Genomic DNA, 26989 nt, shown 5'->3' with positions numbered 1-26989 from the left:
ATATCGTATCAGGAACTGTGATCCTATACCGCATTATCCAATATTAGTTTTTGAAACTATGGATAGGGGCTGGAATACGTCCACCTCTGTTGACAAACTTATCACATGCAAATCTGTTGACAGGCATGATAGGTGCGTATCCGAGAAGTCCGCCAAATTCAGCCTGATCTCCAACTGTCTTACCGATAACAGGGATAAGTCTTACAGCGGTTGTCTTCTGGTTGATCATACCAAGAGCCATCTCATCAGCGATAATTCCTGATATGGTTGCAGGTGATGTATCACCAGGAATTGCTATCATATCAAGACCTACTGAACATACACATGTCATGGCCTCAAGTTTCTCAAGAGTTAATGCTCCTGCGGAAACTGCATCGATCATTCTCTGGTCCTCAGATACAGGGATGAATGCACCGGAGAGTCCTCCGACGTATGATGAAGCCATAACTCCACCCTTCTTAACCTGATCGTTGAGGAGCGCAAGTGCTGCTGTTGTACCAGGAGCTCCGGCGTATTCAAGACCGATCTCCTCGAGAATCTCACCTACACTGTCTCCGACTGCAGGAGTAGGGGCAAGTGACAGGTCAACTATACCAAATGGTACGCCGAGCATCTTGGATGCCTCTTTTGCAACGAGCTGTCCAACTCTGGTTACCTTGAAAGCTGTCTTCTTGATGGTCTCGCAGAGTTCCTCAAAGTTTTCTCCTCTTACCTTCTCAAGGGCTTTCTTTACAACACCAGGGCCGCTGACTCCGACATTGATGACACAGTCTCCCTCGGTAACACCGTGGAATGCACCGGCCATAAATGGGTTGTCATCAGGTGCGTTACAGAATACTACAAGCTTTGCACAACCGATGGAATCTGCTTCCTTGGTGAGCTCGGCAGTGTCTTTGATCATCTCTCCGAGAATCTTGACTGCATCCATATCTATACCGGTTTTGGTTGAACCTACATTTATGGAGCTGCACACCTTTCCTGTGCTTGAGAGTGCTTCAGGAATTGAACGGATAAGAAGCTCATCAGCAGGAGTCATGCCCTTATTTACAAGCGCTGAATATCCTCCGATGAAGTTGACTCCTATGGTGTCTGCAGCCTTGTCAAGAGCCTTTGCGATCTTTACAAAATCTCCGGTGGTCTTACATACGGAACCACCAACCAGTGCTATAGGTGTTACAGAAACTCTCTTGTTGACGATTGGTATACCATATCTTCTTGATATCTCCTGACCTGTTGATACAAGATCCTTGGCATATGTTGTTATCTTGTTATATATCTTTGTACATGTATCATCCACATCTGTACCTACACAATCCAAAAGACTGATTCCCATTGTGATGGTACGAACATCCAGATTCATGTCTGAGATCATCTTGTTGGTCTCGATTACTTCATTTATGCTAATCATGTATATCCTCTTTTCTGTCTGTCAGACTGTATATTATTAGATTCTGTGCATTGTCTCAAAGATCTTCTCGTGCTGTACCTTTATCTGTACTCCAATCTCTTCTCCGATCTGTCCGAGCTCTGATGCGATGAGCTCTGTTGATTTGGATGACTCCTGTGTATCAACCACCATCATCATGTTGAAGTACCCTGCAACTATAGTCTGTGATATGTCAAGTATATTGATCTGGTTGTTTGCCAGATATACACATACCTTAGCTGTGATTCCCACGCTGTCCTTACCTACTACAGTTATGATTCTCTTTTTCATTTCATTTATCCTCCTTGTTGATGATGGAGCCTGTACATACAGAACCCATCTTTATTCACTCCTAAAAATCAGCCTATGCCTCTATGGCAGCCATAGGCATGTCTCTTCTGGCTACTGCCAGCCCAAATTCCCTTACATCGTTGGCGTATGAATTGTTTTCAAGCTCCAGCTTGACTGTCTCGTATGCCAGCTCTTCAAAATTGTTCTCCTTGCTCAGATGTCCCAGAAGGATACCCTTCACATGGTCATTCAGAAGTCTGTATATGAGCTGCCCTGACAATTCGTTGGACAGATGACCATAGTTGCCAAGGATTCGTCTCTTGAGATAATAAGGATATGGTCCTGCCTCAAGCATTCTGACATCATGATTGGCCTCAACTACCATTATATCTGAGTTGTCAAGCTTATCTACAATATAATCATTATAATTGCCCATATCAGTCGCTATGGACACTTTTTTGCCATCTCCATACAGGCTGTAGCATACCGGATCCGCTGCGTCATGCCAGATGGATGACGGATCAACGGTTATATCCTTTATCAGTATCTTTTCATCAGGACGAATCTCATGAAACAGTCCCTCATCGATACTGCCAAGGGAGGTCATCTTCTTCATCTCAGCTATGGTTCCTGCAGTGGCATATATAGGAACACCGTGCTTTCTTGCCAGAACACCTATGCCCTTCACATGATCTATATGCTCATGCGTTACAAGAACACCATCGAGTTCAGACGGCTTTATTCCCTCATCCTTAAGGGCGTTTTCAACCCTCTTGCAGCTTATGCCTACATCCACAAGAAGATGGGTATCGCTATTGCCGACGTAATAGCAGTTACCGCTGCTACCGCTTGCTATACTTAGTAATTTCATAATCTACTCTTCTGTTGTAATTTATTTGTACCATGTGACTGTGCGGTCCATGGTCTGAGATCCATATGACTGTAATATCTTCTGTCAAAGCCCTCAAGCTCACCGAGATTCGCAGCAGTCAGGGTCTCTTTAAACGCATATATTCTATCAATAAAACTCTTATCAATCAAGCACTTATGTGCTCCGTGCAGGGATGTATTTCCTGCAAATTCTGATTTTTCCTGAAAACTGTCCGGAAAAAGTCCAAGGCTTACCGCACTTGATATATTAAGACTGCACCCGAAGCCTCCTGCCAGATATACACGTGATACGTCCTCTGCCGTTATCCCCGCCATATCCATGAGGGATTCTATCCCTGCACATATGGCTGCCTTTGCAAGGAGAAAGCTTCTGATCATATCCATGTCAATTGTCACTCCACCCGCAAGTCTGTAGCCTCCGTCTATATACTGATCAACCAGGACTCCATCGTCATTCACTATGTGTAGCAAATTAAGTCTGTTCAGCAGATCAAAGGCTGTGGTTGGAGCTGCAACACCTCTCCTCAGCATTCCCTCAAATGCCGGACCACATGCACATGAGGTGGCATAACCGATGCCCTGCTTTGCAAGTATGAGTTCTCCGTTTGTTCCGAGATCTGCAAACAACTGATATTTGTCAGACCTGTCAATGTTACAGACGACTGCACCGCACAATGCGTCAGCTCCAACAAATGCGCTGAGATTAGGAAGACATGTGACTTCCGCACTGCAAAATCTATCATCATCAAAGAAATCCTTCCCTGATACTGTTATACTGTCAGGATTCCTGATCTCAAATGGTGCATGCCCGAGATTGTCCAGAAGCAGCCGCTCAAGTATTGCATTCATGGTGGTGTTTCCGGAAATAATTATCCTTGATATATCTGCAGGGGCATACCCCATTCCGGCCAACTCTGAGGAAATCCTTGTGACTACTGAGCTTCTGAGCTTTGCCAGTCCATCTTCTGTGGAGCCTGTTCGGATCCTCGATATGACATCGCTGCCATATTCAATCTGCGGATTCATAAATCCACATCTGCCCGTGACACTTCCATCAGACATATCTATCTGTTCTATGGCGATGGTGGTGGTGCCTAAATCTATAGCTATGCCTATACCACAACCATCGCCATTATATACGTTGTTGGATTCATCAGCACCCTTGTACGAAGCAAGGACTGACATGTTATCCTCACCTATGGTTATCTGTATGTTATCAGTGATAGTGTAGGTACAGCTTTTTACCGTGCCCGCACCTTTTACATCCACCAGACATCTCTGACACCTTCCAAGACCTCCGCAGTTTCCACTGAACACATATCCGGCGCTGCACAGCACCTTGAACAGATTGTCACCGCGTCTGCAGGCGATTATTTTGTTGTCATTTACGGTTAAAGTGAGTTCATCGTTAATCATCGATATCAACTACAATTAATTGTATATTCCCTTTGTCATGACTTCCTTTGGCTTGTAGCCCTTATCAGCAAGTGTGTTGATGATGAGCTGCTTGTGCTCAGGGCCAAATGCCTCCATAGTGATAACAAGCTCAACTGCTGAATTCCTGTTGATGGATACGAACTGGTTGTGCTCAAGCTTGATAACATTTCCCTGGAGATCAGCGATAACCTTTGAAATGTTCATGAGTGCACCCGGCTTGTCAGGAAGAAGTGTTGAAACTGTGAAGATCCTGCTTCTTGCGATAAGTCCGTGCTGTACAAGTGAGGCAAATGTTATCATATCCATATTGCCGCCCGACAGTATGCTTACGACCTTGGCACCCTTTACATCGAGATGCTTAAGTGCTGCCACTGTGAGAAGGCCTGAATTCTCAACAAGAAGCTTGTGGTTCTCAAGCATATCGAGGAATGAAACGATGAGTTCGTTATCCTCTACAGTTATAATATCATCTATGTTCTTCTGTATATATGGGAAAATCTTGCTTCCCGGTGTCTTTACTGCAGTTCCATCTGCAATGGTGTCGACATATGGAAGTGTTGTAACCTTCTTGTTCTTCAGTGATGCCTGCATACAGTTTGCTCCGGCAGGCTCAACACCTATGACCTTGATGTTCGGATTCATCATCTTGGCAAGTGTGGACACACCTGTTGCCAGACCGCCACCTCCGATAGGAACAAGGATATAGTCAACGAAAGGAAGCTCCTTTATGATCTCCATCGCAACCGAGCCCTGTCCTGTGGCAACATCGAGATCATCGAACGGATGAATGAATGTATAACCCTTGTCCTCTGCAAGCTCAAGAGCGTATGCACATGATTCATCATATACGTCTCCATACAGTATAACCTCTGCGCCGTATGCCTTAGTTCTGTTAACCTTGATGAGAGGTGTAGATGAAGGCATAACGATGGTCGCCTTTACTCCATATGCTTTTGCAGCATATGCCACACCCTGGGCATGATTTCCAGCAGAAGCTGTTATCAGTCCCTTCTGTCTCTCTTCATCTGAAAGAGTGCTTATCTTGTAATATGCACCCCTGATCTTGTATGCACCGGTCTTCTGAAGGTTCTCAGGTTTGAAGTATACCTTGTTGCCTGTTATCCCACTGAAATAGTCACTGTATATGAGCTTTGTAGGGAGAACCACCTTATGTACAATGTCGTAGGCCTCCTCAAATTTCGCAAGTGTCAGTTTGTCTGTTGTGTTCTGTTCTGCCATTTGTTAATGTCTCCTTATGTAAAAATCCTTTTGAAAATCATATATGGTTGTGCACAGATATAAGTACATTGACATACATACATATGATCATTATATATGCCGTAGTATTACATGTCATCGCCGATGAGCATATCGATCTCGGATCTGTCCTCGTCAAAATCTGCGAACAATGCGTTGACATATTCCTGAGGGTCAAATCTCTGGAGATCACCGATCTTCTCACCAACTCCGATAAACTTGACCGGTACGTCAAGCTCTGCCTGGATCGCTATCGCAATACCACCCTTGGCAGTTCCGTCAAGCTTGGTGATAACTATACCGTCAAGCTCAGTTACATTGCTGAACTGTCTTGCCTGTTCAAGGGCATTCTGACCTGTTGTTCCGTCCAGAACTATGAGCGCCTCAACATTTGCCTCCGGATAATCCCTTGTGATGATCCTTCTCATCTTTGCAAGCTCGTCCATGAGATTCTTCTTGTTGTGAAGTCTTCCCGCTGTATCAACGAGAAGGATATCCGTATCTCTTGCCTTGGCGGCAGCCACTGCGTCGTATACAACTGCAGCGGGATCAGCGCCCTCATTGTGTGAAATTATATCAACCTGTGCCCTGTCAGCCCAGGTCTTTAACTGATCTATGGCGGCAGCTCTGAATGTATCGGCAGCAGCCATGAGAACCTTCTTGCCTCTCTGGCGGTACTGGGCAGCAAGCTTTCCGATGGTCGTTGTCTTGCCGACACCATTTACCCCGATGACCAGCACAACGGACTTCTTATTCTCGAAGTCGTACGCTGAATCGTCCACAGACATCTGGTTCTTGATTATATTGATCACAAGTTCCTTGCAGGCAGCAGGTTCTTTGATGTGTGAATCCTCAACCTTCTGCTTAAGTCCCTCTATAACCTTCTCAGTCGTCTCATATCCCATATCAGCCATGATAAATGTCTCTTCAAGATTCTCATAGAAATCATCATCTATATGGGATGCACCGAATACATCTGTAAAGCTTTCTACTATATTATCTCTTGTCTTTGCAAGACCTGCCTTAAGTCTCGCAAAAAATCCTTTTTTCTCTTTTTCCTCTGCCATGACATACCTCCTGTTTAATATCTTCTATTGTTATTTATCCAGATCGTTCTCAATAAGGTTGACTGATACGAGGGTAGATACACCCTTCTCCTGCATGGTTATACCGTACAGGATATCAGCAGCCTCCATGGTTCCCTTTCTGTGTGATATAACTATGAACTGCGTATCCTTTGTAAGCCTGTTGAGATACTGTGCAAATCTTCTTACGTTCGAGTCGTCAAGAGCCGCCTCTATCTCGTCCAGCAGACAGAAAGGTGATGGCTTCAGACTCTGAATTGCAAATAACAGTGCTATGGCGGTGAGGGACTTCTCTCCACCTGACAACTGCATCATATTCTGGAGCTTCTTTCCAGGTGGCTGTGCTATGATCCTGATACCTGTTTCAAGAAGATCCTCGGTATCAACCAGCTCAAGTGCACCACGTCCACCACCGAACAGCTCCTTGAATACCTTGTCGAACATGACCTGTATCTCCTTGAACTTCTCGGCAAACTGCTCCTGCATTGATTTTTCAAGCTCCGCAATGATATTTACAAGGTTGGTCTCCGCACTGACTATATCGTCATGCTGTCCCTTGAGAAATTCGTATCTCTCAGAGACTTCCTTGTAGTCATCTATGGCATTGACGTTGACATCTCCAAGGGATTTGATCTTGGCCTTTACTGCAACGATCTCCTTCTTTAGTGCCGGCAGTTCAGGAAGATTATCGTCCTTGAGTTCCTGGGCACTGCTGTATGTAAGCTCATACTCCTCCCACATATAGTTGCTGAGTTCGTCTGCTTTCTCAGTGTTCTTCTCGATTATCGATGTGAGCTTGTATGAGTCCTTCTCGAGTCCTGCAATCTTTTCGGAAAGTTCTTCTCGTCTGGCAAAGAATTCCTTGTGGCTCTGCTGTAATTCCTCTCTCTTGACTGAGAATTCGTTTACCTTGTCCTCGTTGTCAGCGATACTTCCGGTTCTGCTTGCGATATCTGTCTTTATAGCAGCTATCCTGTCTTCCAGCTCTGTGATCTCACTGAATGATGACTCCACGCGGCTTGTAAAGCCCTCAAGTTCTTCCTTGTATTTTTCGATATCCATATTTATTCTTCGGATATTTTCTACAATGAAGTCCTCTTTCTGCTTGACGGAATTAAACTTAATCATAAGCTCAGATACCCTTGCGTTTGCAGCGGTGAGCTTATCCTTGTTCTCCTGTCCCTGTCCCTCAAGTTCTTCCACTCTTGCCTCAGCTTCAAGCCTCATGGCTTCATGCTTTTTGTTGTTGTCGGCAAGAGAATTCTTATTGTTGTTTATCTCCGTTATCTGATTATTGAGCTCTGCTACCTCTTTCTCAATCGAGACAAATACTCTTTCAGATTCGGCAAGCTTTTCTTTGACCTGTTCAATACTCATGGTCAGAGTATTCTTTTTCAGATATGCCTGCTGCAGTTCGGAGTTGTATTTGTCTATATCCTGTCTGAGCTGATCTCTTGAAGTCTTAAGTTGTGCGTCGAGAGCCGCAGCCTTTGACGCTGTTGATTTCAGGTTATCGATCTGCTCCTTGAGTTCATCCAGCTCCCTCTTCCTTCCGAGAAGGTTACTGGAATTCCTGAATGCACCTCCGGTCATTGATCCGCCCGGATTTATCAGTTCTCCCTCTATGGTGACAAGTCTGAGCGACTGATTGTTCTTACGCGCTACAGCCAGGGCATTATCGATATTGTCGACAACTATGATCCTGCCTAAAAGGTTCTTTACCAGCGTGTTGAATTTGGAATCGACCTCAACAAGATCTGATGCAACTCCTATGACTCCTTTTTCCCTGAGCACATCATTTCTGACGGAACCGCGGTCTGTTATGGTGTTAAGCGGAAGAAATGTTGCACGTCCGAGTCTGTTGGTCTTCAGATATGAGATCATTCTCTTGGCAGTGGCATCGTCCTCAGTGACAATGTTCTGTATACTTCCGCCAAGGGCAGTCTCCACAGCGACCTCGTACTTCTGATTTACCGTGATTATGTCCGCAACAACGCCTATTATACCCGGATTCCACTGCTTCTGTTCCATGACTCGTCTGATACTGTTGCCGTATCCGTCGTATCTCTCAGTTATATTTCTGAGAGCCTCCATCTTGGACTCTGTTGCCGAAAGCTTCTCGTTGGTGTTGTGGATCAGCTCACGGTTAGTTTTGTTTCTATTCTGATTCTGGGCAAGCTGATCGGTTGCACTGTCCAATCCCGCGAGAATGGCCTTTGCTCCCGCCTCAAGTTCGGCAAGCTGTGATGACAGTGACTCATAGTCCTTCTTGTCCTCGGCATCGTCGCTCTTAAACTGCAGAAGTCTCTGGTTGAGCTGTGTCTTTCTAAAGTTGATATTCTCCAGCATGGCGTCATATCTTCCGACCTTTGCCTGGAGATTACCGCTCTCATGCATATATTCTATGATGTCAGCCTTGCAGCTCTCAATCTCCTGCTGGCAGGCCTCTATGTAGGAGGTCATGTCGGAGCTTTCCTTCTGGGCTGTTTTAAGTGCCTGTTCAACTTCTGAGATAGAGTCATCCAGTTCATCTTTCTGGGATGTGTAATCTGTGAGTTCTTTCTCGCCGGACTCGATCTGACTGTTGATTCGGTCTATCTGATCATGTATGTTCTGATCGTTCATTTTGAGTGTGATTATCTGCTGGTTGATAACATTTATCTCACCTTCAGCACGCTCTTTTGCAAGCCTGTTCTCATGAATCTCGTTTTTAGATGACTCAATTATGGAATTGAGCTGCTCTATAGCAGTCTCTATCTGGTCGTATTCTTCCTTTGTCTGTTCATACGCCTGCTTGCTCTCATCTATATCATCGTTTACGATAGTGAGCCTGTTCTGATCTTCCTCGAGAGCTGTTTTAAGTTTCTCTGTCTCGAGAAGGAATGCATTCACATCGAGTTTTTTTAATTCATTTTTAAATGCCAGGTATTTCCTTGCGGTCTCAGACTGCTCCTTGAGTGGTCCGACCTGTTTTTCAAGCTCCTTGAGAATGTCGTTGACACGGCTGAGATTGTCCCTCTCTGCTTCAAGTGATTTCTCCGCAGCAGCCTTGTTCTTCTTGAACTTTACGATTCCGGCAGCCTCGTCAAAAAGCTCTCGTCTCTCCTCAGGTTTACCATTGAGGATCTTCTCGATCTGGCCCTGTCCGATGATTGAATAACCCTCCTTACCGATACCAGTGTCAAAGAAGAGAGAATATACATCCTTCAGTCTGCTGACAGTACCGTTAATCAGATATTCAGACTCTCCTGATCTGTATACTCGTCTTGCAACTGTGACTTCATTATAATCTATAGGAAGGCTGTGATCGCTGTTGTCAAGAGTTATGGCAACATATGCGGAGCCCTGCGGCTTTCTGAGCTGTGTTCCCGAGAAAATGACATCCTCCATCTTGGAACCACGGAGACTCTTGGCACTCTGTTCACCCAGAACCCATCTCACTGCATCCGCTACATTGCTCTTACCCGAACCATTAGGTCCAACGATACAGGTTATTCCGTGATTGAATTTGAATACTATCTTGTTTGCAAATGACTTGAAGCCATTTACCTCTATACTCTTTAAATACATAAATTAATCCTGCTTTTTTCTTAATTGTAACAATGTTTTGTATGCAGCCATCTGTTCGGAGTTTTTTCTGTTTGAACCCTCACCTCTGGCTGTAGCCTGGCCATCTATCATGGCATCCGATACAAATATCTTGTTATGTTCAGGCCCCTTCTCCTCTATGAGCTCATACTTTAATTCTTTTCCATTCTTCTGGCAGAATTCCTGAAGGGTTGACTTTGCATCGTAGAACAATGATTTTGTCTCAACGTCATCCAGCAGGAACTGATGGACAAACTTCTTGGCGACATCCATTCCGCCATCAAGATACATCGCACCGAGAACGGATTCAAAGAGATCACACAGAATGGATTTCCTTGTTCTTCCGCCTGTCTGGGCTTCACCCTTGCTAAGAAGGACAAATTTGCCATATCCAAGACTCTCGGATATCTGTGAAAGAGTAAATTCGCATACGAGACTTGCCCTCAGCTTTGTGAGTTTTCCCTCCTCATATTCTCTCTTCTTGTGGAAGAGATAGTCACTCACAATATACTCAAGGATGGCATCCCCGAGAAACTCAAGTCTCTCATATGACTCAGTTTTATTAACCTTAAGCTCATTTGCAAATGACGTGTGTGTCAGAGCCGTTATCAGAAGTCTTATATCCTTGAATTCGTATCCTATTCTTTTTTCAAGCTCACCATAATCCTTCTTCATTATGCCTGCTCCTCACTCAGCTTATCAGCTATCTTGGCATTTACACCGGTCTCGCTGAAACTGATACACTGGAATATTGCACTTTTAACTTCTTCGTTATGTGAATTGCCGTGGATCTTGACAACAAGACCCTTGAGACCGAGGAGCGGTGCGCCACCCTTAGTCTTGGCATTAAATCTCTCCTTGAGCTCGCCGAGTGAACCTTTTATCAGTGCGCCTCCGATCTTGGATTTGAATGAGGACATGACCGCCTTCTTTATCTCTCCAAGAAGCATTTTTGCAAGCCCCTCATAAAGCTTTAATATTACATTTCCCACAAATGCTTCACAGACAATTACATCTGCAGCACCGTTTGGTATCTCACGAGCCTCTATACTTCCGATAAAGTTGATATCCTTACATTCCTTAAGAAGCGGGTATGTCTCCTTTACGAGAGCGTTGCCCTTCTCTTCCTCGTCGCCGATATTCACAATGGCTACTCTAGGTTTTTTGATCTTCTCTATGTTCTCCATATATACAGTGCCCATCTTAGCAAACTGAACAAGATGCTCAGGTCTTGCATCAACATTCGCACCACAGTCTATGAGCAGGGAGTATCCTTTTGTTGTTGGGATGAGAGGCGCAAGTGGTGATCTCTTAACACCTTTAGATCTTCCAACTATTAGCTGACCTCCTGCAAGTATGGCTCCTGAGCTTCCCGCAGATATTATCGCATCTGCATCACCGCTTTTCACCATATTCATTCCAACTGTAAGTGATGAGTCTTTCTTGCTTCTGATTGCCTGAACAGGTGCATCGTGACATGTGATCTCCTCAGTACAGTTCTTTATCTCTATCTTGGAGGTGTCATATGTGTATTTTGCAAGCTCACCCTTTATGACAGCCTCTTTTCCAGTGAGAATTATATGAGCCTTTGCCCCTTCGTTCACAGCTTCTACAGCACCTCTTATGATCCACTCCGGTGCATAATCTCCGCCCATAGCATCTACTACAATTCTTGTATCGCCCATATCAAAACTCTCCTATCTTACGTGTATTATGGGATATCCCACCATATAATTATTTTTAGGTGCAAACGCACAAGGTCATTATATATTTCTGAATTGTCAAAGTCAAATATTTCAGTACAAATATACAAACCGCTATGTATATATGTGCACGAAAAAAGACCTTCCTTATTATAAAAATAAGAAAGGTCTTGTTTATTCTACTACTCAAATACCGAGTGAGAACTGGAAATTACTCAGCAACTGAGATAATCTCTTTCTTGTTGTATGAACCGCAGTTCTTACAAACTCTGTGTGGAACCATTAACTCGCCACACTTGCTGCACTTAACTAATGCTGGTGCAGACATCTTCCAGTTAGCTCTTCTCTTATCTCTTCTAGCCTTTGAGCTCTTATTCTTTGGACAAATTGACATTATTCACACCTCCTCAATTCTTTAAGATGTCATTAAAAACTGATAATCTCGGATCAGGAACAAAATCATCACAGTTACATGTACCATGATTCAGATTCGTTCCACACACCTTACAGAGTCCCTTGCAGTCATCCCTGCACAGAATCTGTATTGGAACTAAACCCATCAGTTCCTTTTTCAACAGTGCGTCCATATCGATATTACAGTCTTCAAAATAGCTTAACTCATCTATCTCATCTACCTTATCAGAATCCAAAACGGAAGTATCAATAACTGTGTCGATATCTATATGGAAAGTTGTCTCAAACTCCTCCAGACATCTGTCACACACAAGCTCCATGACAACATCAGTGCTTCCGGTAACCTTGACTCTGTTCTTGCCGTCATTCGACAGATTCAGTTGAAAATCATCTGCCTGTCCAATCCGGTAGTCCATTCCCTTAAACTGGAAATTATCAAAGTCTACATGTACTTCAACGCTTTTAGTCAATCCCTCAGTGGATAAAATCTCAGATAAATCAATTAACATAATATCTCCTAAAAATCGCACATCTGCTATTATACATATACAGATATTTATTGTCAACAAAATATTGCAAAATTTTTATACAATTCCGTCAACAGAATCCTGTCGTTATACAGAAGACTTATTTTGTAACAAGCTCTACAGTCTCTCTTGCAATGGCAAGCTCTTCGTTTGTAGGAACTACCCATACCTGAACCTTTGAAGCGTCAGTGGAGATCTTCTGCTCTTCGCCGCGGATCTCGTTCTTAGTCTCATCTATATCGATACCCATGAATGAAAGATCCATTGTTGAAACTCTTCTTACATATGGATTGTTCTCTCCGATTCCTGCCGTAAACGCTATCGCATCAAGACCTCCCATTGCAGCTGCATATGCTCCAATATATTTCTTGACACTGTAGCAGAATACATCGAGAGCGAGCCGGCATCTGTCATTGCCTTCCTTCATACCAGCGTCAAGATCTCTGAAATCACTTGATACGCCCGAAAGTCCTGATACACCTGACTTCTTATTAAGAATAGTTGTTATCTCCTCAACGCTCTTGCCTTCTTTGCCGGCAATGAACTCAAGGATAGCAGGATCTATATCACCGCTTCTTGTTCCCATAGGAAGACCTGCAAGAGGTGTGAGTCCCATGGAAGTGTCCACTGACTTACCGCCGTCAACCGCAGTGATACTTGATCCGTTTCCAAGGTGACATACGATAAGCTTGGTATCTTTGATATCTTTGCCTATGAGCTCTGCCAGTCTCTTGGATACAAAGCTGTGGCTTGTTCCGTGGAAACCGTATCTTCTTATCTTATAATTCTCGTAATATTCGTAAGGTATTGCATATGTATATGCTTTATCAGGCATGGTCTGGTGGAATGCTGTATCAAATACCGCAACCATAGGAACACCCGGCATATGTGCCTGACATGCTCTGATTCCAATGAGGTTGGCAGGGTTGTGAAGTGGTGCAAGATCATTACACTCTTCTATGGCCGCCATTACTTCGTCTGTTATAACTACTGAATTCGCAAACTTCTCACCGCCGTGAACTATTCTGTGTCCAACAGCGTCGATCTCTGACAGTGAAGCGATAGCTCCCTTATCTGTATCAAGAAGAGCGTCAAGAACAAATTTTACAGCAGCATTGTGATCCGGCATAGCGGCATCCACTGTATATTTATCCTTACCCATGGTCTGATGTGTGAGCTTTCCGTCGATACCGATCCTCTCACACAGTCCTTTTGCTATAACAGCCTCTGTATCAGAATCAATAAGCTGATACTTCAGTGATGAACTACCACAATTAATTACAAGAACCTTCATTTCAATCCTCCTGCACAACTTATGTGTAAATAAATCATCTTTAAAAATTATCTTTTACTATCTCTCTTTTGGAGTTACCTTCATTCTGCCGTCCTCCTGAGCCTGAGCCTGGATAGCTGTTATGGCAACAACTCCAACTATATCGTCTGCAACACAGCCTCTTGACAGGTCGTTTACAGGCTTTGCAATACCCTGTGTAACAGGACCATATGCATCAGCCTTTGCGAGTCTCTGTACAAGCTTGTATCCGATGTTCGCTGCATCAAGATCAGGGAACACAAGAACATTCGCATGTCCTGCAACCTTGCTTCCAGGTGCCTTTGATGCTGCAACCTCAGGAACGAGTGCTGCATCTGACTGAAGCTCACCATCACACAGAAGGTCAGGGAACTCAGCGTTAACGATCTCTGTAGCTTCAATAACCTTGTCAACGTCAGGATGCTTTGCGCTTCCCTTTGTTGAATGTGACAGCATAGCCACAACAGGTGTCTCATCAACCAGAAGTTCAAATGACTTCGCTGACTGCTCTGCGATATCTGCAAGCTCTGACGCTGACGGGCTCTGATTGAGTCCTGCATCTGCAAATACAAATGTTCCATTGGCACCATACTGACAATCTGGAACTACAACCAGGAAGAATGCTGATACGATTCTTGTTCCCGGAGCAGTCTTCAGTGTCTGAAGTGCTGCACGGAGCACATCTGCTGATGCGTTGATCGCACCGGCAACCATACCGTCTGCATCATCCTGCTTAACCATCATACATCCAAAATATAATGGGTTTGTTAAAAGCAGTTCCTTGGCTCTTGCCTCGGTCATGCCCTTCTTTCTTCTCATCTCTACAAAAGCATCCACGTATTCATCAAATTTCTCATAATTCTTAGGGTCAACAAATGATGCTCCGCTGAGATCGATATCACCAGCTCTGCTCATGATATCTTCCTTGTCTCCAACCAGGATAATGTTCGCAATGCCCTCTGCCAATACCTTGCCGGCTGCCTCGATTGTTCTCATGTCTGATGTCTCAGGCAGTACGATCGTTTTCTTATTCTGTTTGGCTTTTTCTTTTAACTGATCAATAAACTTCATGTTTATTTCCCCCTTTGAAATAATGAAAACACACATAGTTAAAGTTTAACTCATTGCCCCATTATTCTCAATAGAAATAGCCAAAAAAATTGTCTTTTTATCCGTACAATCCGTGATAATAACTAAAAAAATCTAACACTCAATTCCCATCGCCAGCTTAAGCTGGTTTCTCAATTTTTCTAAATTGCCTGAATTGTCTATCTTTTTTGAACAATTTTCCTCATAATAGCTGTCAGGCTCCTGCGAAGCGATGACTTTTCTTGCTTTTTCATCGGTAAACCCGCGATAAGCGCACAAACGTTCAATTCGTTTTGAAACGTCTGCATAGACATACCACATCTCATCGCAGATGTCCAAATACCCATCCTGGATAAGCAGTGCAGCTTCAAGAACGTATAGTCTGCATCCTGACTTTTTCTGCTCCTCCATGGATTCAAGAATGGCCTTTTTTACATTTGGGTGAGTTATGGAATTGAGGATATCGAGCTGCTTCTGATCGCTGAAAACGACCGCTGAAAGCTTTGCTCTGTCGATCCTGCTGTCTTCATCAAGAATATCTCTTCCAAAGTGTTCCACTATGTCATTGTATGATATCTGTCCCGGTTCCATGAGTCTGTGAGCCAGGGCGTCGGCCTCCATAATGAATGCTCCGTAGTCTCGCTGCATTATATCAAGCACAGCGGTTTTTCCAGAACCGATACCACCAGTTATTCCTATGATCTTCATATTATTTTGCCTCATACCAGTTATTTCCTGATGCAACGCCCACCTCAAGAGGTACGGTCATATCTGCGGCATGCATCATCTCATCAACGAGAAGCTTCTTCACTATGTCCACTTCATCCTCGGCAGCCTCTATAAGAAGCTCATCGTGTATCTGCAGGATAAGCTGTGACTTCAGTCCGAGCTCCTTGAGCTTCATGTTAACTCTCACCATGGCGATCTTGATTATGTCCGCAGCGGTTCCCTGTATAGGCGAATTCATGGCAACCCTCTCGCCAAAACTCCTCTGCATAAAGTTGGATGACTTCAGCTCAGGGATAGGCCTGATCCTTCCGAACATAGTCGTCACATAGCCTTTTTCCTTTGCGTGGGCTACCTGTTCATCCAAATACGCTTTTATACTCTTATAGGTGTCGTAATACTTTGCAATGAAATCGGAAGCCTCTTTTCTGGATATACCCAGATCCTCACTCAGACCAAATGCGCTGATTCCGTACACGATTCCGAAGTTGACAGCCTTGGCATGCCGTCTCTGGAGAGGTGTCACTTCACCAATCGGAACCTCAAACACCTCAGATGCCGTAGTGGCATGAATATCCACGTTATTCAGAAAGGCATTCTTCATAACCTCATCTCCTGACAGATGGGCAAGCACACGGAGCTCTACCTGTGAGTAATCGGCATCTACAAATACATATCCTTCCTTAGGGATAAATGCCTTTCTTATAAGTCTTCCAAGCTCCAGCTTCATAGGTATATTCTGAAGGTTAGGCTCTGTTGAGCTTATTCTTCCGGTTGCCGTGATAGTCTGGTTAAAGGTTCCGTGAATACGTCCGTCATCCGATATATAGTTCACAAGTCCCACTGCGTATGTGGAATTGAGTTTTGTGAGCTGTCTGTATTCCAGAATATCTCCGATGATAGGATGTTCGTTTTTGACCTTTTCAAGTACATCCACACTTGTTGAGTAGCCCGTCTTGGTCTTTTTGCCGCCCGGTATGCCCATATCTTCAAAAAGGATAGGTCCAAGCTGCTTCGGAGAATTGATATTGAACTCTTTTCCTGCGTAACCGATTATCGAATCGTGAAGCTCCTGAATCCTCTTCTCAAGCTTTTTGCTGTATTCCTCAAGCTCTGCCTTATCGACTCTTATTCCGCGTTTTTCCATGTCGTATAAGGTGTAAACGGTAGGGAGCTCAACCTTATTGTACAATTCAAGCATGCCTTCTTTGGCAAGCTTATCCATGACGATATCCTTTGCAAGGAGCGGAACGACCGCCTTGTACGAAAATACTTCAAGGAAATTATCACTTATAAATGTAAATATATTCAATTCATCTTTGCCGATGAGTTCCTTCTCAGAAGGAAGTATGTTGCCAAGATATTCCTTTGCGACATCATCATAATCGTATGAATCCTCCATCGGATTAAGGAGATATGCTGCCACTCCTATATCAAGTACATTTGTGTCACATTCATGAAAATCTACATATTTCAGCGCGCTCTTAAGATCCTCCATGCATATGATGATTCCGGCATTCTTCAAATCGTATATGAATTTGACTGCCTCATCAGGATCTATACCCGATGAACAGTTTATCACATACACATTCTTTGAATCACAGGCAACGGCTATGCCGAGCATCATGTCATCACTGTGGGCAACGTATACACCGACAGCTTCTGATTTCTTTGCAGCATCCTCAATATAAGCAAAGTCGGCTGTAGAATTTACCACTGTTATATCCGGTTTCAGTTCACTTACGGTCTGCTTGTTGTCAAACTTCTTTAAGAGACTCTTGAATTCCAGCCTTTTGAAAATGTTGTATGAACTGTCATTAAACGCGTTCTCATATGTGGTATCCTCAAGCTTGAAATCCAGTTCACAGTCAAGCTTGATCGCTGCAAGTTCCCTGGACATTATTGCCTGTTCTGAGAACTCCGCAAGATTTTTCTGGGCTTTAGGAGGTTTGATCTCGTCTATATGTTCAAGAGCTCCGGCCACAGATCCCCACTGCTGAATGATCTTGGATGCGGTCTTCTCGCCTATTCCGGGAACCCCTGGGATGTTATCTGACGTATCTCCCATAAGTCCCTTCATATCTATAAACTGGACTGGTGTAACTCCGTAGAGATCCTTCACATCATCTGCGTAATAGTTCTCTATCGTGGTTCCACCTGCTTTTGTCTTCGGAATACGGACGAGGATATTGTCTGTTGCAAGCTGCAGAAGATCCCTGTCACCCGATACTATCACGACTTTGTATCCGGCAGAATCTGCAACTCTTGACAATGTTCCTATAATGTCATCAGCCTCATACCCACCCTTCTCAACTATGGTTACGTTCATCGCTGTCAAGACTTCTTTTATGAGTGGTACCTGCTCCCGCAGTTCATCCGGCATAGGCTTTCTTGTGCCCTTATACTCTTTGTACACAAGATGTCTGAATGTAGGCTGTTTAACGTCAAATGCCACGCATACATTTGTCGGATTCTCTTCGTCGATTATCCTGAATATAATATTAAGAAAACCGAGGACAGCATTCGTGTGAAGTCCCTCATAGTTGGTGAGATCCGGAAGCCCGTAAAAAGCTCTGTTAAGTATGCTGTGTCCATCTATTATCAATATCTTTTTACCTCTATCTGGCATGAAAACCTCCTCTTATTTACCGCTCGCCATAGAGTATTCTGACTATTCGATACCCTTATGATTTGCATTATATTTTTTGATATTCTGCATAAATTCCGTACTTTCATCCCTGACTTTGTTTTGTTCTTCGTAATATCTGTCGATATCACTGAGATCATAGCGGGAATCGTCCAAAAGTCTTGAGCCAAAGAATTCAGCATAATAGTATTCAGGTTGCTCACTGAGTTTGGAATTCTGTTCATAGTTGTAGACCTTGTCAAGAGCACCGCTGTACAACCATATAAGTCCGGCAACAACGGCTGCAATTCCGACCAGTATCGTGGAATTTGCTATTCTCTTTACCGTGGTAAGTCTGTTCATCTCTTCCTCAAGATGCTTATCCAGGGCATTCTTAAAATCTGTAGATATATTATCAGACTCGTCCAGTTGTTTCATACCAACTATAAGCGTGTAATAGATATCCAGCTCTTCATAGCAGTTTTTGCATGATCTGACATGCTTAATAAACTCTCTGAGTTCATCGTCAGGGAGTTTATTCTCAATAAACGCCATTATCTTTGACTGTGCTTCCAAACAATTCATATGATCCACCTAGTTAATCTCAAATGATCCATCATCCTGTGTGTTTTCAATCTTTCTTATGACTAGATAATACGGTTCACCCTTCTCTGGAACGACCTGGACTCTGTCGCCAACCTTGTGTCCCATGATCGCCCTGCCTATAGGTGATACGTTGCTCACCCTTCCGTCAAGCACATCAGCACGAACGCTTGTGACAACTCTGTATGTTTCCTCCTCGTCGTCATCCTCAAAATAAACGGTTACCGTGTTATCAATTCCAACCTCATCGTCTGCTGAAGTATCATCTATTATATCTGCAGTCCTGACAAGCCTGTCCAGATATCTGATTCTTCGCTCATTGGCATTCTTGTCTTTCTTTGCTGCATAATATTCGAAATTCTCACTGAGATCCCCCTGAGCTCTGGCCTCCTTTACGGCTTCAAGCTTCTCCTTCCTGACTACACATTTTCTATATTCGATCTCCTGTTCCATCTTTTCGATGTCTTTTTTTGTAAGCTGCTTACCCATATCGATACGCCTCCAAATCTAACGCAATACTTTATATATACTATCACAAAATCCATTCAAAGTAAAATGAGGTGTTGCTGCACTGGTTATCATAGCGGCTGCCTGTATCCAGTGCGGATACGGCCCTCAAAAAAAATACCCGGCAACCACTGCATGCAGTAATTACCGGGTAAAGTGTATACGTTTAAATATATAACCAGAAATTAGTTGTTGATAAGCTTGTCTGACTCGTTGTTCCAGCTATAAAGTGCTCTGATCTGCTCTCCAACCTTCTCTGATGGATGCTCTGAAGCAAGCTTTCTCATAGCCTTGAAGTGAACCTGACGTCCTGCTGGTGACATGTCAAGGAGGAACTCCTTAGCAAATGAACCATCCTGGATGTCCTTAAGGATCTGCTTCATAGCCTTCTTTGTCTCTGCTGTAACGATCTTAGGACCTGTTATATAGTCACCGTACTCTGCTGTGTTAGAGATTGAATATCTCATTCCAGCGAATCCTGACTGGTAGATAAGGTCTACGATAAGCTTCATCTCATGGATACACTCGAAGTATGCGTTTCTTGGATCATAACCAGCCTCGCAAAGTGTCTCGAAACCAGCCTGCATAAGTGCACAAACACCACCACAAAGGACTGCCTGCTCACCGAAGAGGTCTGTCTCTGTCTCTGTTCTGAATGTTGTCTCAAGAACGCCGGCTCTTGCTCCACCGATTGCAAGTGCATATGCAAGTGCAAGGTCAAGTGCCTTACCTGTAGCATCCTGCTCTACAGCAACAAGACAAGGTGTACCCTTTCCTGCCTGGTACTCTGAACGTACTGTGTGTCCAGGTGCCTTTGGAGCAATCATTGTTACGTCAACATCCTTTGGTGGCTTGATACAACCGAAGTGAATGTTGAAACCATGAGCGAACATAAGCATGTTACCTGGCTCAAGGTTTGGCTCGATATCCTTCTTGTACATATCTGCCTGTAACTCATCGTTGATAAGAATCATAATTATATCAGCCTGCTTTGCAGCCTCAGCGGCTGTGTATACCTTAAATCCCTGTGCCTCAGCCTTAGCCCATGACTTGCTTCCCTCGTAAAGACCGATGATGACATTGCATCCTGACTCCTTAGCGTTGAGGGCATGTGCATGACCCTGACTACCATATCCTATGATTGCGATTGTCTTTCCATCAAGTAATGAAAGATTGCAATCCTGCTGATAATAAATCTTTGCTTCTGCCATTTCTTTAATCCTCCTAAATATGTATAAAATGACTTATATATTAACTACCACTTGGATAATTAAAAACGTATTAACCTCTGATGAGACCTGTGAGACCTGTGCGTACAAGCTCAACTATCTCATGTCCATCGAGCAGTCTGAGGAACGCCTCACACTTGGTTGTTGTTCCCGTAAGTTCTATAATAACCGAATCTTTTGAAACGTCAACTATATTTGCTCTGAAAATATCTGCAACTGAGATAATATCCTTTCTCTCGGACGGATTCGCTTTAACCTTGACAAGAACGAGCTCTCTGCATACAGACTTGCCAGGCTCAAGCTCCACTATATCCACTACATCCTCAAGCTTGTTGAGCTGTTTCTTGATCTGGATAAGGCTGGCTTCATCGCCGCTAACTGCAACAGTCATTCTGGAATAAGCGGGATTCTCAGTCTCTCCTACTGTCACACTGTCAATGTTATAACCTCTTCTACTGAACAGTCCTGACACTCTGCTCAAAACTCCCGATGTGTTGTCAACAAGCAGTGACAAAACAATATTACCCATCTATATGTACCACCTTTCAACTCGTCTCTTTAAAATGTACTAAATTATTATAGTTATAAACCACTTTAATGTCAATTTATAACGTGAATTTTGTAATTATTTTTATCTGTTATTTCTGATAATTTTTGTTGTGTATTTACAAATACCCCAAAACTTATAGTGAGATATCCGGATTTTTCCAAATATTTACTCTATGCCCAGAAGATTCTTGACTACAACCACGCAGTTTGCCGCATCCTCGGAATATCCATCCGCACCGATCTCCTCGGCGTAGCTCTCGGTTATAACTGCACCGCCTATAACAACTTTACTGTCCAGGCCATTCTCCTTCACAGCTTCAACAACATCCTTCATCTTGACCATGGTGGTTGTCATGAGGGCTGACAGTCCGATTATGCTGGCGTTATTATCCTTTGCCGCTTGTATTATCACATCACAAGGAACATCCTTGCCGAGATCTATAACATTAAATCCATAGTTTCTGAGCATAAGAACCACGAGGTTCTTACCTATATCATGTATATCGCCCTCAACTGTCGCCACGACTATGGTAGGCATATCAGAGCTGTCCTTGTCCTTCAGAACAAGTGGACTTATAACACCTATCGCCATCTCCATGGTCTCAGCACTTGATATGAGCTGTGGCAGGAAATATTTTTTCTTCTCGAACAGCCTGCCCACCTCATTTATCGCACCTATCAGATCGTTATCTATGATGGACTGGGGATCAGCTCCGCTGTCAAGCACAGCATGTACATCGTCAAGTATGGTTCTCTTATTTCCCTTGAGGACATCTATATAAATCTGACTTTTTCCTTCCAGATCAGATCCTGCTTTGCCGCCGGATGCACCCGCTCCCGGTGAGGCAAGCTCAAGAGGTTTGACATTCTCAATATAACGAACATCGCTCTCCTCCTTGAAAAGCAGCATATCAGAAGCAAATGCAGCATTCATAAGCATGGTCTGGGAAGGATTTGCTATAGCCATCGTAAGTCCACGAGAAATAGCCATGGTGAGGAATGCTGTATTTACAAACATTCTCTCAGGGAGTCCAAATGAAATGTTGGACAGACCACAGATGGTTGCAAGTCCGTTGTTATAACAGTAGTTTATGGTTTTCAGGCAGTTGATGGCAGCGTCCTTCTGGGCACCGACCGTTGCAACAAGTCCGTCCACAACCACATCATTCTTCGTAAATCCCATCTCATACGCAGTGCCAAGCACCGTGTTGATTATGTCCTCCTTCTCCTGTGGACTCTCCGGAAGCCCCTTATCCGACAGAGGAAGAAGAATAAACATAGCTCCGTACTTCTTTACAAGAGGCAGTATCTCTTCCATCTTCACCTTCTCAAGGGATACTGAATTGACAAGCGCACGTCCCGGATAGATACGAAGTGCCGCTTCAAGTACCTCTGGTGAGCTGGAATCAAGGCATAACGGAAGGTTTACAGCCTGCGATACCTGATATACTACCTTAAGCATCATATCTCTCTCATCGATACCATTCATACCGACATTGATATCAAGTATTGAAGCGCCTTTATCTACCTGCTCTTCGGCCATATTCATGACAAGCTCAAGAGATCCCTCCCTGAGCTCAGCCTGAAGCTTCTTCTTTCCAGTCGGGTTGATTCTCTCTCCAACAACCTTAAACGGAGCATCCAGATCTATTATGAGAGATGAACGCTCAGATGATATACATCTGACATGCTCTGAACTTATCTCAGGAACAGGCATCTTGGAAGCCATATCAGCAAGAGCCTTTATGTGTTCAGGTCTTGTACCGCAACAGCCACCAACCATTCCGGCCCCGGCCTCGATTATCATCTTCATATCTTCAGCAAATTCCTCAGGGGTCATCCGATATACGCTTTTATCATTTACAAGCTCCGGCATTCCGGCGTTCGGCTTTGCAAATACAGGGATAAATGCGATGCTCTTCATCTGTCTAACAAGCTCGACCATCTTATCAGGGCCTGTGGAACAGTTTACACCTATAGCTGCCACTCCAAGATTCTGAAGAACATTTACTGCTGTCACAGGATCGGTTCCATACAGGGTACGTCCATCCTCGTTGAATGTAAGGCTGGCGATTATAGGGAGATCTGACACTTCATTTGCCGCAATAACCGCAGCTCTGGTCTCAGCGAGGCTCATCATGGTCTCGACCACAAGCAGGTCACAACCACTCTCGTCTATGACCTTTATCTGTTCCTTATACACGTCGACCAGCTCTTCAAACTTCAGTTTTCCCATAGGATAGAGCATCTCGCCGGTCATGGTGATATCGCCCGCCACAAGGCCATGGCCTGCAGCCTTGACCGCTTCCTTAGACAATTTTACAAGTCTTCTGTTCATGTCCTCAAGGTCATCGGCAAGCCCATACTCGTTGAGTTTTATCCTGTTACATGTAAAGGTTGGAGCATACAGAATATCTGTGCCGGCGTTCAGATATGCAACCTGGAGGTCAAACATTATCTGTGGATGTTCAAGTATCCATTTCTCGGGGCACACGCCAAGAGGCATGCCTGCATTCATAAGATTTGTTCCTGTGGCTCCATCAAGTATAAGTATCTTATCATCAAACAGTTTTCTGAAATCTGTCTTTTTCATGTCTTATCTCCTCGTACTCAGGCCTGATCCAGGCCTTCATCAGTTATTTTTCCATCGCCGTCTGCGGCTGCTGTTGCAAGCATGTCACATCTCTCATTTCCAGGGTTGCCGGCATGACCCTTGACCCACAGGAATTCCACGTTGTGTGGTGCTTTTGCTGCAAGCAGACGTTCCCACAAATCCCGGTTTTTGACCGGTTCATTCTTGCCGCGCTTCCATCCTTTTTTGATCCAGCCCTCTATCCAGTGCTGGTTAAATGCGTTGCACAGATACTGTGAATCTGAATACAATTTCACATTACATGGCTTTATAAGAGCCTCAAGCCCGACTATCGCCGCCATAAGCTCCATTCTATTGTTTGTTGTCTTTATATATCCCTGGCTGTATTCTCTCTCATGAAGCTGTCCCTTTGCATCGATAAACTGAAGAACAGCGCCATATCCACCAGGTCCATTTGGATTGCCTCTGGCAGATCCATCAGTGTACAATATTACATCCATATATGATCTCCATAATTATATTTTCTGTATAAATGAGTCTATGATACGAACAAGTCTTCCTGACGCTTCATCGCCCGCCGCAATGATCTCCTCGTGCGAAAGCTCTCCGCCGAGGCCTGCAGCTTTGTTGCATATTGAGGAAAGACCTGCGACACGCATTCCCATATGTCTTGCAGCTATGGCTTCACATACAGTGCTCATTCCAACTGCATCTGCCCCCATTCCCGCAAACATTCTTATCTCTGCAGGAGTCTCATACTGAGGACCGGTGACCTGAATATATACACCCGACCTGAAATCAATATCATTTTCAGCAAATGCTTCTCTGATATAGCTATTCAGCTCCACATCGTAGACATGTGTCATATCGGGAAATCTCACACCCAATTTATTGTAGTAACTGCAAATGAGTGGCGATGGTACAAATGTTGAAATGTGATCACTTATCATCATGATATCGCCCGGCTCAAGCTTCTCAGATATTCCGCCTGCAGCATTTGTGAGCAGAAGTTTATCTACACCAAGCAGCCCTATGACACGGACAGGCATGACAACCTGGCTCATATCGTATCCTTCATAATAATGGACCCGTCCCTGCATGATAAGGACCTTTTTCCCGTGGATACATCCGTATACGAAGCGGCCTCTGTGTCCTGCTACTGTAGATACAGGAAAATGTGGAATATCTCCGTAATCCACATACACAGGGTTCTCAATAACGTCCGCCATATGTCCCAGACCACTGCCCAGGATAAAGGCTATATCAGGAACATCTCCTATCGCATGTCTCAAATACGAGGCAGCCTCCGTCAACTGATCGTATGTTACCAAATCATCACCCCCATAATACAAAACAAGGTCAGGATATTATTCCTGACCAGGATCTATATAAATTATAACGGAGACGGAGGGATTTGAACCCTCGCGCCGGTTGCCCGACCTACCGCATTTCGAGTGCGGACCCTTCAACCTCTTGGGTACGTCTCCAATTACACTTTAATAATAGCAGATGACAGGCATTCCGTCATATACTATATTAAACAACTGTTCTGCCGCGGATACAGGAAGATTTACACATCCATGGGATCCGCTGTTCTTGTATATATCACCGCCGAATGAACTTCTCCACGATGCATCATGGAATCCGATTCCCAGCTCGCCTATGAATGGCATCCAGTATGTTACAGGAGTCTCATAGTCATCGCCGATAAGCACAGCAGGTGTCTTCTTATACAGGATCGTATATACACCTTCAGGTGTTCTGTATTTGCCATTGTTTGCAAGGCTTCCGGTTACGCAGTCGGAATCCCACACAAGATTGCCGTCTACATATGCATATACATGCTGCTGGCCAAAATCACATTCGATATATGAATCACCGATATCATCGCCGCCATCGTGATAAACTGCAGCGTAGCAGTCAAACGGCGGTGTATGTGTTGTAGACTCTCCGGCTTCAAGAAGCTTCATGAGCTCTTCTGTCTCACCGTCCACATCGATCATCCAGCCATACCAGGTATTCGCCAGAGTGATGACATCACCATTATGAGTTCTGAAATTCCTCGGCACACCGTATGTATCGTATCTGCTTGCGATATTCTCGACATACTCACGCACCTTGTCTTCTGAGAATTTCCATTTTCCTTTTACGTTGCTGATCCAGTCGCCATATTCCTTGCTGGTAAGCTTCCATGACACCTGATCTATCTCATATGTAATGGTCATCTCAAGGATCTTTGCAAGTTCCTTCTGCTCATTTACTATCTCTTCACTGTCGGCTGTGAGTTCAGGACTCTCGTATGCGTCACTTTCCGATACATCAAGCACGGATTCACCTTTAACAATAGCCTCATCTATTATACAGCATAATCTGTCAAAATCAAGATAATTTCCTTCAGATTCAGGAATAATTGTTGATTCTCCATCCTTGATCGTAACATAGGCGTCTTCCGGTTTCTCCATCTTGGACTCGTCAAGGCTGTCATAGCTCTTCAAAAGCTTCTCGAGAGCATCCTTGTCATACGACGCTGAATAGTAAAGGTCATAATCTTTTCTCTTTAGCATGTAATAAGGCCAGAGAAAACCATTCTGTTCGCTTATGATCTTCTTGGCTGTTATATTCGGCTTTATATCAAGCGATATATCTTCTGGTTTTATGACATGTTCCTCACCGCCCCTGAGCTTGAGTGCGAGGGAATAATCCTGTATGTAACTCTCTATGTATGCATCGACATCATCAAGTGAGTAAAACGAATAGTCTATATCATTGATGTATGTCTTGTAGTTGTAATGGAACATGAACCATATCGATATAACTATATATGTACATACGACCACCGCTCCACATATAGCCGCTGTGATCTTCAAAGCTCTGTGAGTCTTTTTTGCAGGCTTGTCATCCGGTTCGTCCGCTTCATCAGAAGCTTCATTATCTGGGAATATCGGTATCCCTGCTCCATCGGGAATGGCTGCATCCGATGCCGCAGTCTCCGGTTCGGTCTCTGTCCCTCCGAATATTGTCTCTTCAGCAACTGTCTCTTCAGTGGCATCAGTGTTCACATTATCTTTATCTATATTGTTATCATCTGTGTTATTGTTCATAAAATCACGCTCTTCCCCTTCGCACATAATTCCAT

Annotated in this window: 23 protein-coding genes and 1 tRNA gene; all 24 read right to left on the bottom strand. The window is 44.0% G+C overall.

The genetic code is table 11. The annotated features are described in order from the left end of the window. Nucleotides 1-43 precede the first annotated feature (43 nt). The 24 genes from DW025_RS08840 to DW025_RS08725 all read right to left on the bottom strand — a co-directional run bounded on the left by DW025_RS08840 (nt 44) and on the right by DW025_RS08725 (nt 26954). On the bottom strand, nt 44-1408 hold the full coding sequence (locus DW025_RS08840; protein ID WP_022216453.1) for a PFL family protein: 1365 nt from the start codon (nt 1406-1408) through the stop codon (nt 44-46). A 36-nt stretch (nt 1409-1444) separates the two neighbouring features. Then, nucleotides 1445-1717: an ACT domain-containing protein gene (locus DW025_RS08835; RefSeq protein WP_015534945.1), complete on the bottom strand. Its 273-nt coding sequence runs from the start codon at nt 1715-1717 to the stop codon at nt 1445-1447. A 73-nt stretch (nt 1718-1790) separates the two neighbouring features. Then, entirely contained in the window at nt 1791-2588 is a 798-nt protein-coding gene (locus DW025_RS08830) for an MBL fold metallo-hydrolase (protein ID WP_015534947.1), read from the bottom strand. Continuing rightward, nucleotides 2585-4024, bottom strand: a complete 1440-nt coding sequence (locus tag DW025_RS08825) for an ASKHA domain-containing protein (protein ID WP_119999692.1) — start codon at nt 4022-4024, stop codon at nt 2585-2587. Before DW025_RS08825 ends, DW025_RS08830 begins: the two co-directional genes overlap by 4 nt. A 15-nt stretch (nt 4025-4039) precedes the next feature. Beyond that, nucleotides 4040-5284 carry a threonine ammonia-lyase gene (gene ilvA, locus DW025_RS08820; RefSeq protein WP_119999599.1) on the bottom strand — a complete coding sequence of 415 codons (1245 nt, stop codon included), beginning with the start codon at nt 5282-5284 and terminating at the stop codon, nt 4040-4042. 107 nt (nt 5285-5391) lie between these two features. Beyond that, a complete protein-coding gene (gene ftsY, locus DW025_RS08815; protein WP_022216450.1) occupies nt 5392-6369 on the bottom strand; it encodes a signal recognition particle-docking protein FtsY in 978 nt (325 codons plus the stop codon). Between the two features lie 30 nt (nt 6370-6399). Beyond that, nucleotides 6400-9957, bottom strand: a complete 3558-nt coding sequence (gene smc / locus DW025_RS08810) for a chromosome segregation protein SMC (RefSeq protein WP_119999597.1) — start codon at nt 9955-9957, stop codon at nt 6400-6402. 3 nt (nt 9958-9960) lie between these two features. Further along, nucleotides 9961-10650 (bottom strand): ribonuclease III, encoded by a 690-nt coding sequence (gene rnc / locus DW025_RS08805; RefSeq protein ID WP_117548951.1) that lies wholly within the window; start codon nt 10648-10650, stop codon nt 9961-9963. Next, complete coding sequence (gene plsX, locus DW025_RS08800; protein WP_118649149.1) at nt 10650-11660, bottom strand: phosphate acyltransferase PlsX; 1011 nt, start codon at nt 11658-11660, stop codon at nt 10650-10652. Before plsX ends, rnc begins: the two co-directional genes overlap by 1 nt. Before the next feature lie 229 nt (nt 11661-11889). Then, the gene (gene rpmF, locus DW025_RS08795) at nt 11890-12072 is read right to left on the bottom strand and encodes a 50S ribosomal protein L32 (RefSeq protein WP_004850916.1); all 183 of its coding nucleotides are present in this window, start codon (nt 12070-12072) and stop codon (nt 11890-11892) included. Nucleotides 12073-12085: 13 nt separating this feature from the next. After that, nucleotides 12086-12601, bottom strand: a complete 516-nt coding sequence (locus DW025_RS08790; protein ID WP_119999595.1) for a YceD family protein — start codon at nt 12599-12601, stop codon at nt 12086-12088. A gap of 118 nt (nt 12602-12719) precedes the next feature. Further along, entirely contained in the window at nt 12720-13913 is a 1194-nt protein-coding gene (locus DW025_RS08785; protein WP_118016537.1) for an acetate/propionate family kinase, read from the bottom strand. 57 nt (nt 13914-13970) lie between these two features. Then, on the bottom strand, nt 13971-15002 hold the full coding sequence (gene pta / locus DW025_RS08780) for a phosphate acetyltransferase (protein ID WP_055222666.1): 1032 nt from the start codon (nt 15000-15002) through the stop codon (nt 13971-13973). 132 nt (nt 15003-15134) lie between these two features. Next, complete coding sequence (gene coaE, locus DW025_RS08775) at nt 15135-15743, bottom strand: dephospho-CoA kinase (RefSeq protein ID WP_242992605.1); 609 nt, start codon at nt 15741-15743, stop codon at nt 15135-15137. After that, nucleotides 15730-18375 (bottom strand): DNA polymerase I, encoded by a 2646-nt coding sequence (gene polA / locus DW025_RS08770; RefSeq protein WP_119999593.1) that lies wholly within the window; start codon nt 18373-18375, stop codon nt 15730-15732. The genes coaE and polA overlap by 14 nt, the downstream gene beginning before the upstream one ends. A gap of 42 nt (nt 18376-18417) precedes the next feature. Then, nucleotides 18418-18957 (bottom strand): anti-sigma factor family protein, encoded by a 540-nt coding sequence (locus tag DW025_RS08765; RefSeq protein WP_022216444.1) that lies wholly within the window; start codon nt 18955-18957, stop codon nt 18418-18420. Between the two features lie 9 nt (nt 18958-18966). Next, nucleotides 18967-19464, bottom strand: a complete 498-nt coding sequence (gene greA / locus DW025_RS08760) for a transcription elongation factor GreA (RefSeq protein WP_015534956.1) — start codon at nt 19462-19464, stop codon at nt 18967-18969. A gap of 203 nt (nt 19465-19667) precedes the next feature. Continuing rightward, a complete protein-coding gene (gene ilvC / locus DW025_RS08755; protein ID WP_015534957.1) occupies nt 19668-20693 on the bottom strand; it encodes a ketol-acid reductoisomerase in 1026 nt (341 codons plus the stop codon). Between the two features lie 70 nt (nt 20694-20763). After that, nucleotides 20764-21240: an acetolactate synthase small subunit gene (gene ilvN / locus DW025_RS08750; protein ID WP_015534958.1), complete on the bottom strand. Its 477-nt coding sequence runs from the start codon at nt 21238-21240 to the stop codon at nt 20764-20766. A gap of 186 nt (nt 21241-21426) precedes the next feature. Next, nucleotides 21427-23853, bottom strand: a complete 2427-nt coding sequence (locus DW025_RS08745; RefSeq protein ID WP_117548945.1) for a homocysteine S-methyltransferase family protein — start codon at nt 23851-23853, stop codon at nt 21427-21429. Between the two features lie 17 nt (nt 23854-23870). Further along, the gene (gene rnhA, locus DW025_RS08740) at nt 23871-24353 is read right to left on the bottom strand and encodes a ribonuclease HI (RefSeq protein WP_022216442.1); all 483 of its coding nucleotides are present in this window, start codon (nt 24351-24353) and stop codon (nt 23871-23873) included. Between the two features lie 15 nt (nt 24354-24368). Next, a complete protein-coding gene (locus DW025_RS08735) occupies nt 24369-25184 on the bottom strand; it encodes a purine-nucleoside phosphorylase (RefSeq protein WP_242849647.1) in 816 nt (271 codons plus the stop codon). 68 nt (nt 25185-25252) lie between these two features. Continuing rightward, nucleotides 25253-25340: transfer RNA gene (locus DW025_RS08730), tRNA-Ser, on the bottom strand. Nucleotides 25341-25349: 9 nt separating this feature from the next. Beyond that, nucleotides 25350-26954: a L,D-transpeptidase family protein gene (locus DW025_RS08725; protein WP_165854772.1), complete on the bottom strand. Its 1605-nt coding sequence runs from the start codon at nt 26952-26954 to the stop codon at nt 25350-25352. Between the last annotated feature and the right edge of the window lie 35 nt (nt 26955-26989).

It is taken from the genome of Coprococcus sp. AF38-1, from assembly GCF_003603945.1.
Lineage (GTDB): Bacteria > Bacillota > Clostridia > Lachnospirales > Lachnospiraceae > Coprococcus > Coprococcus aceti.
Note: the sequence above shows the minus strand (reverse complement) of the source record. Positions and strands in the feature narration are given on the sequence as shown.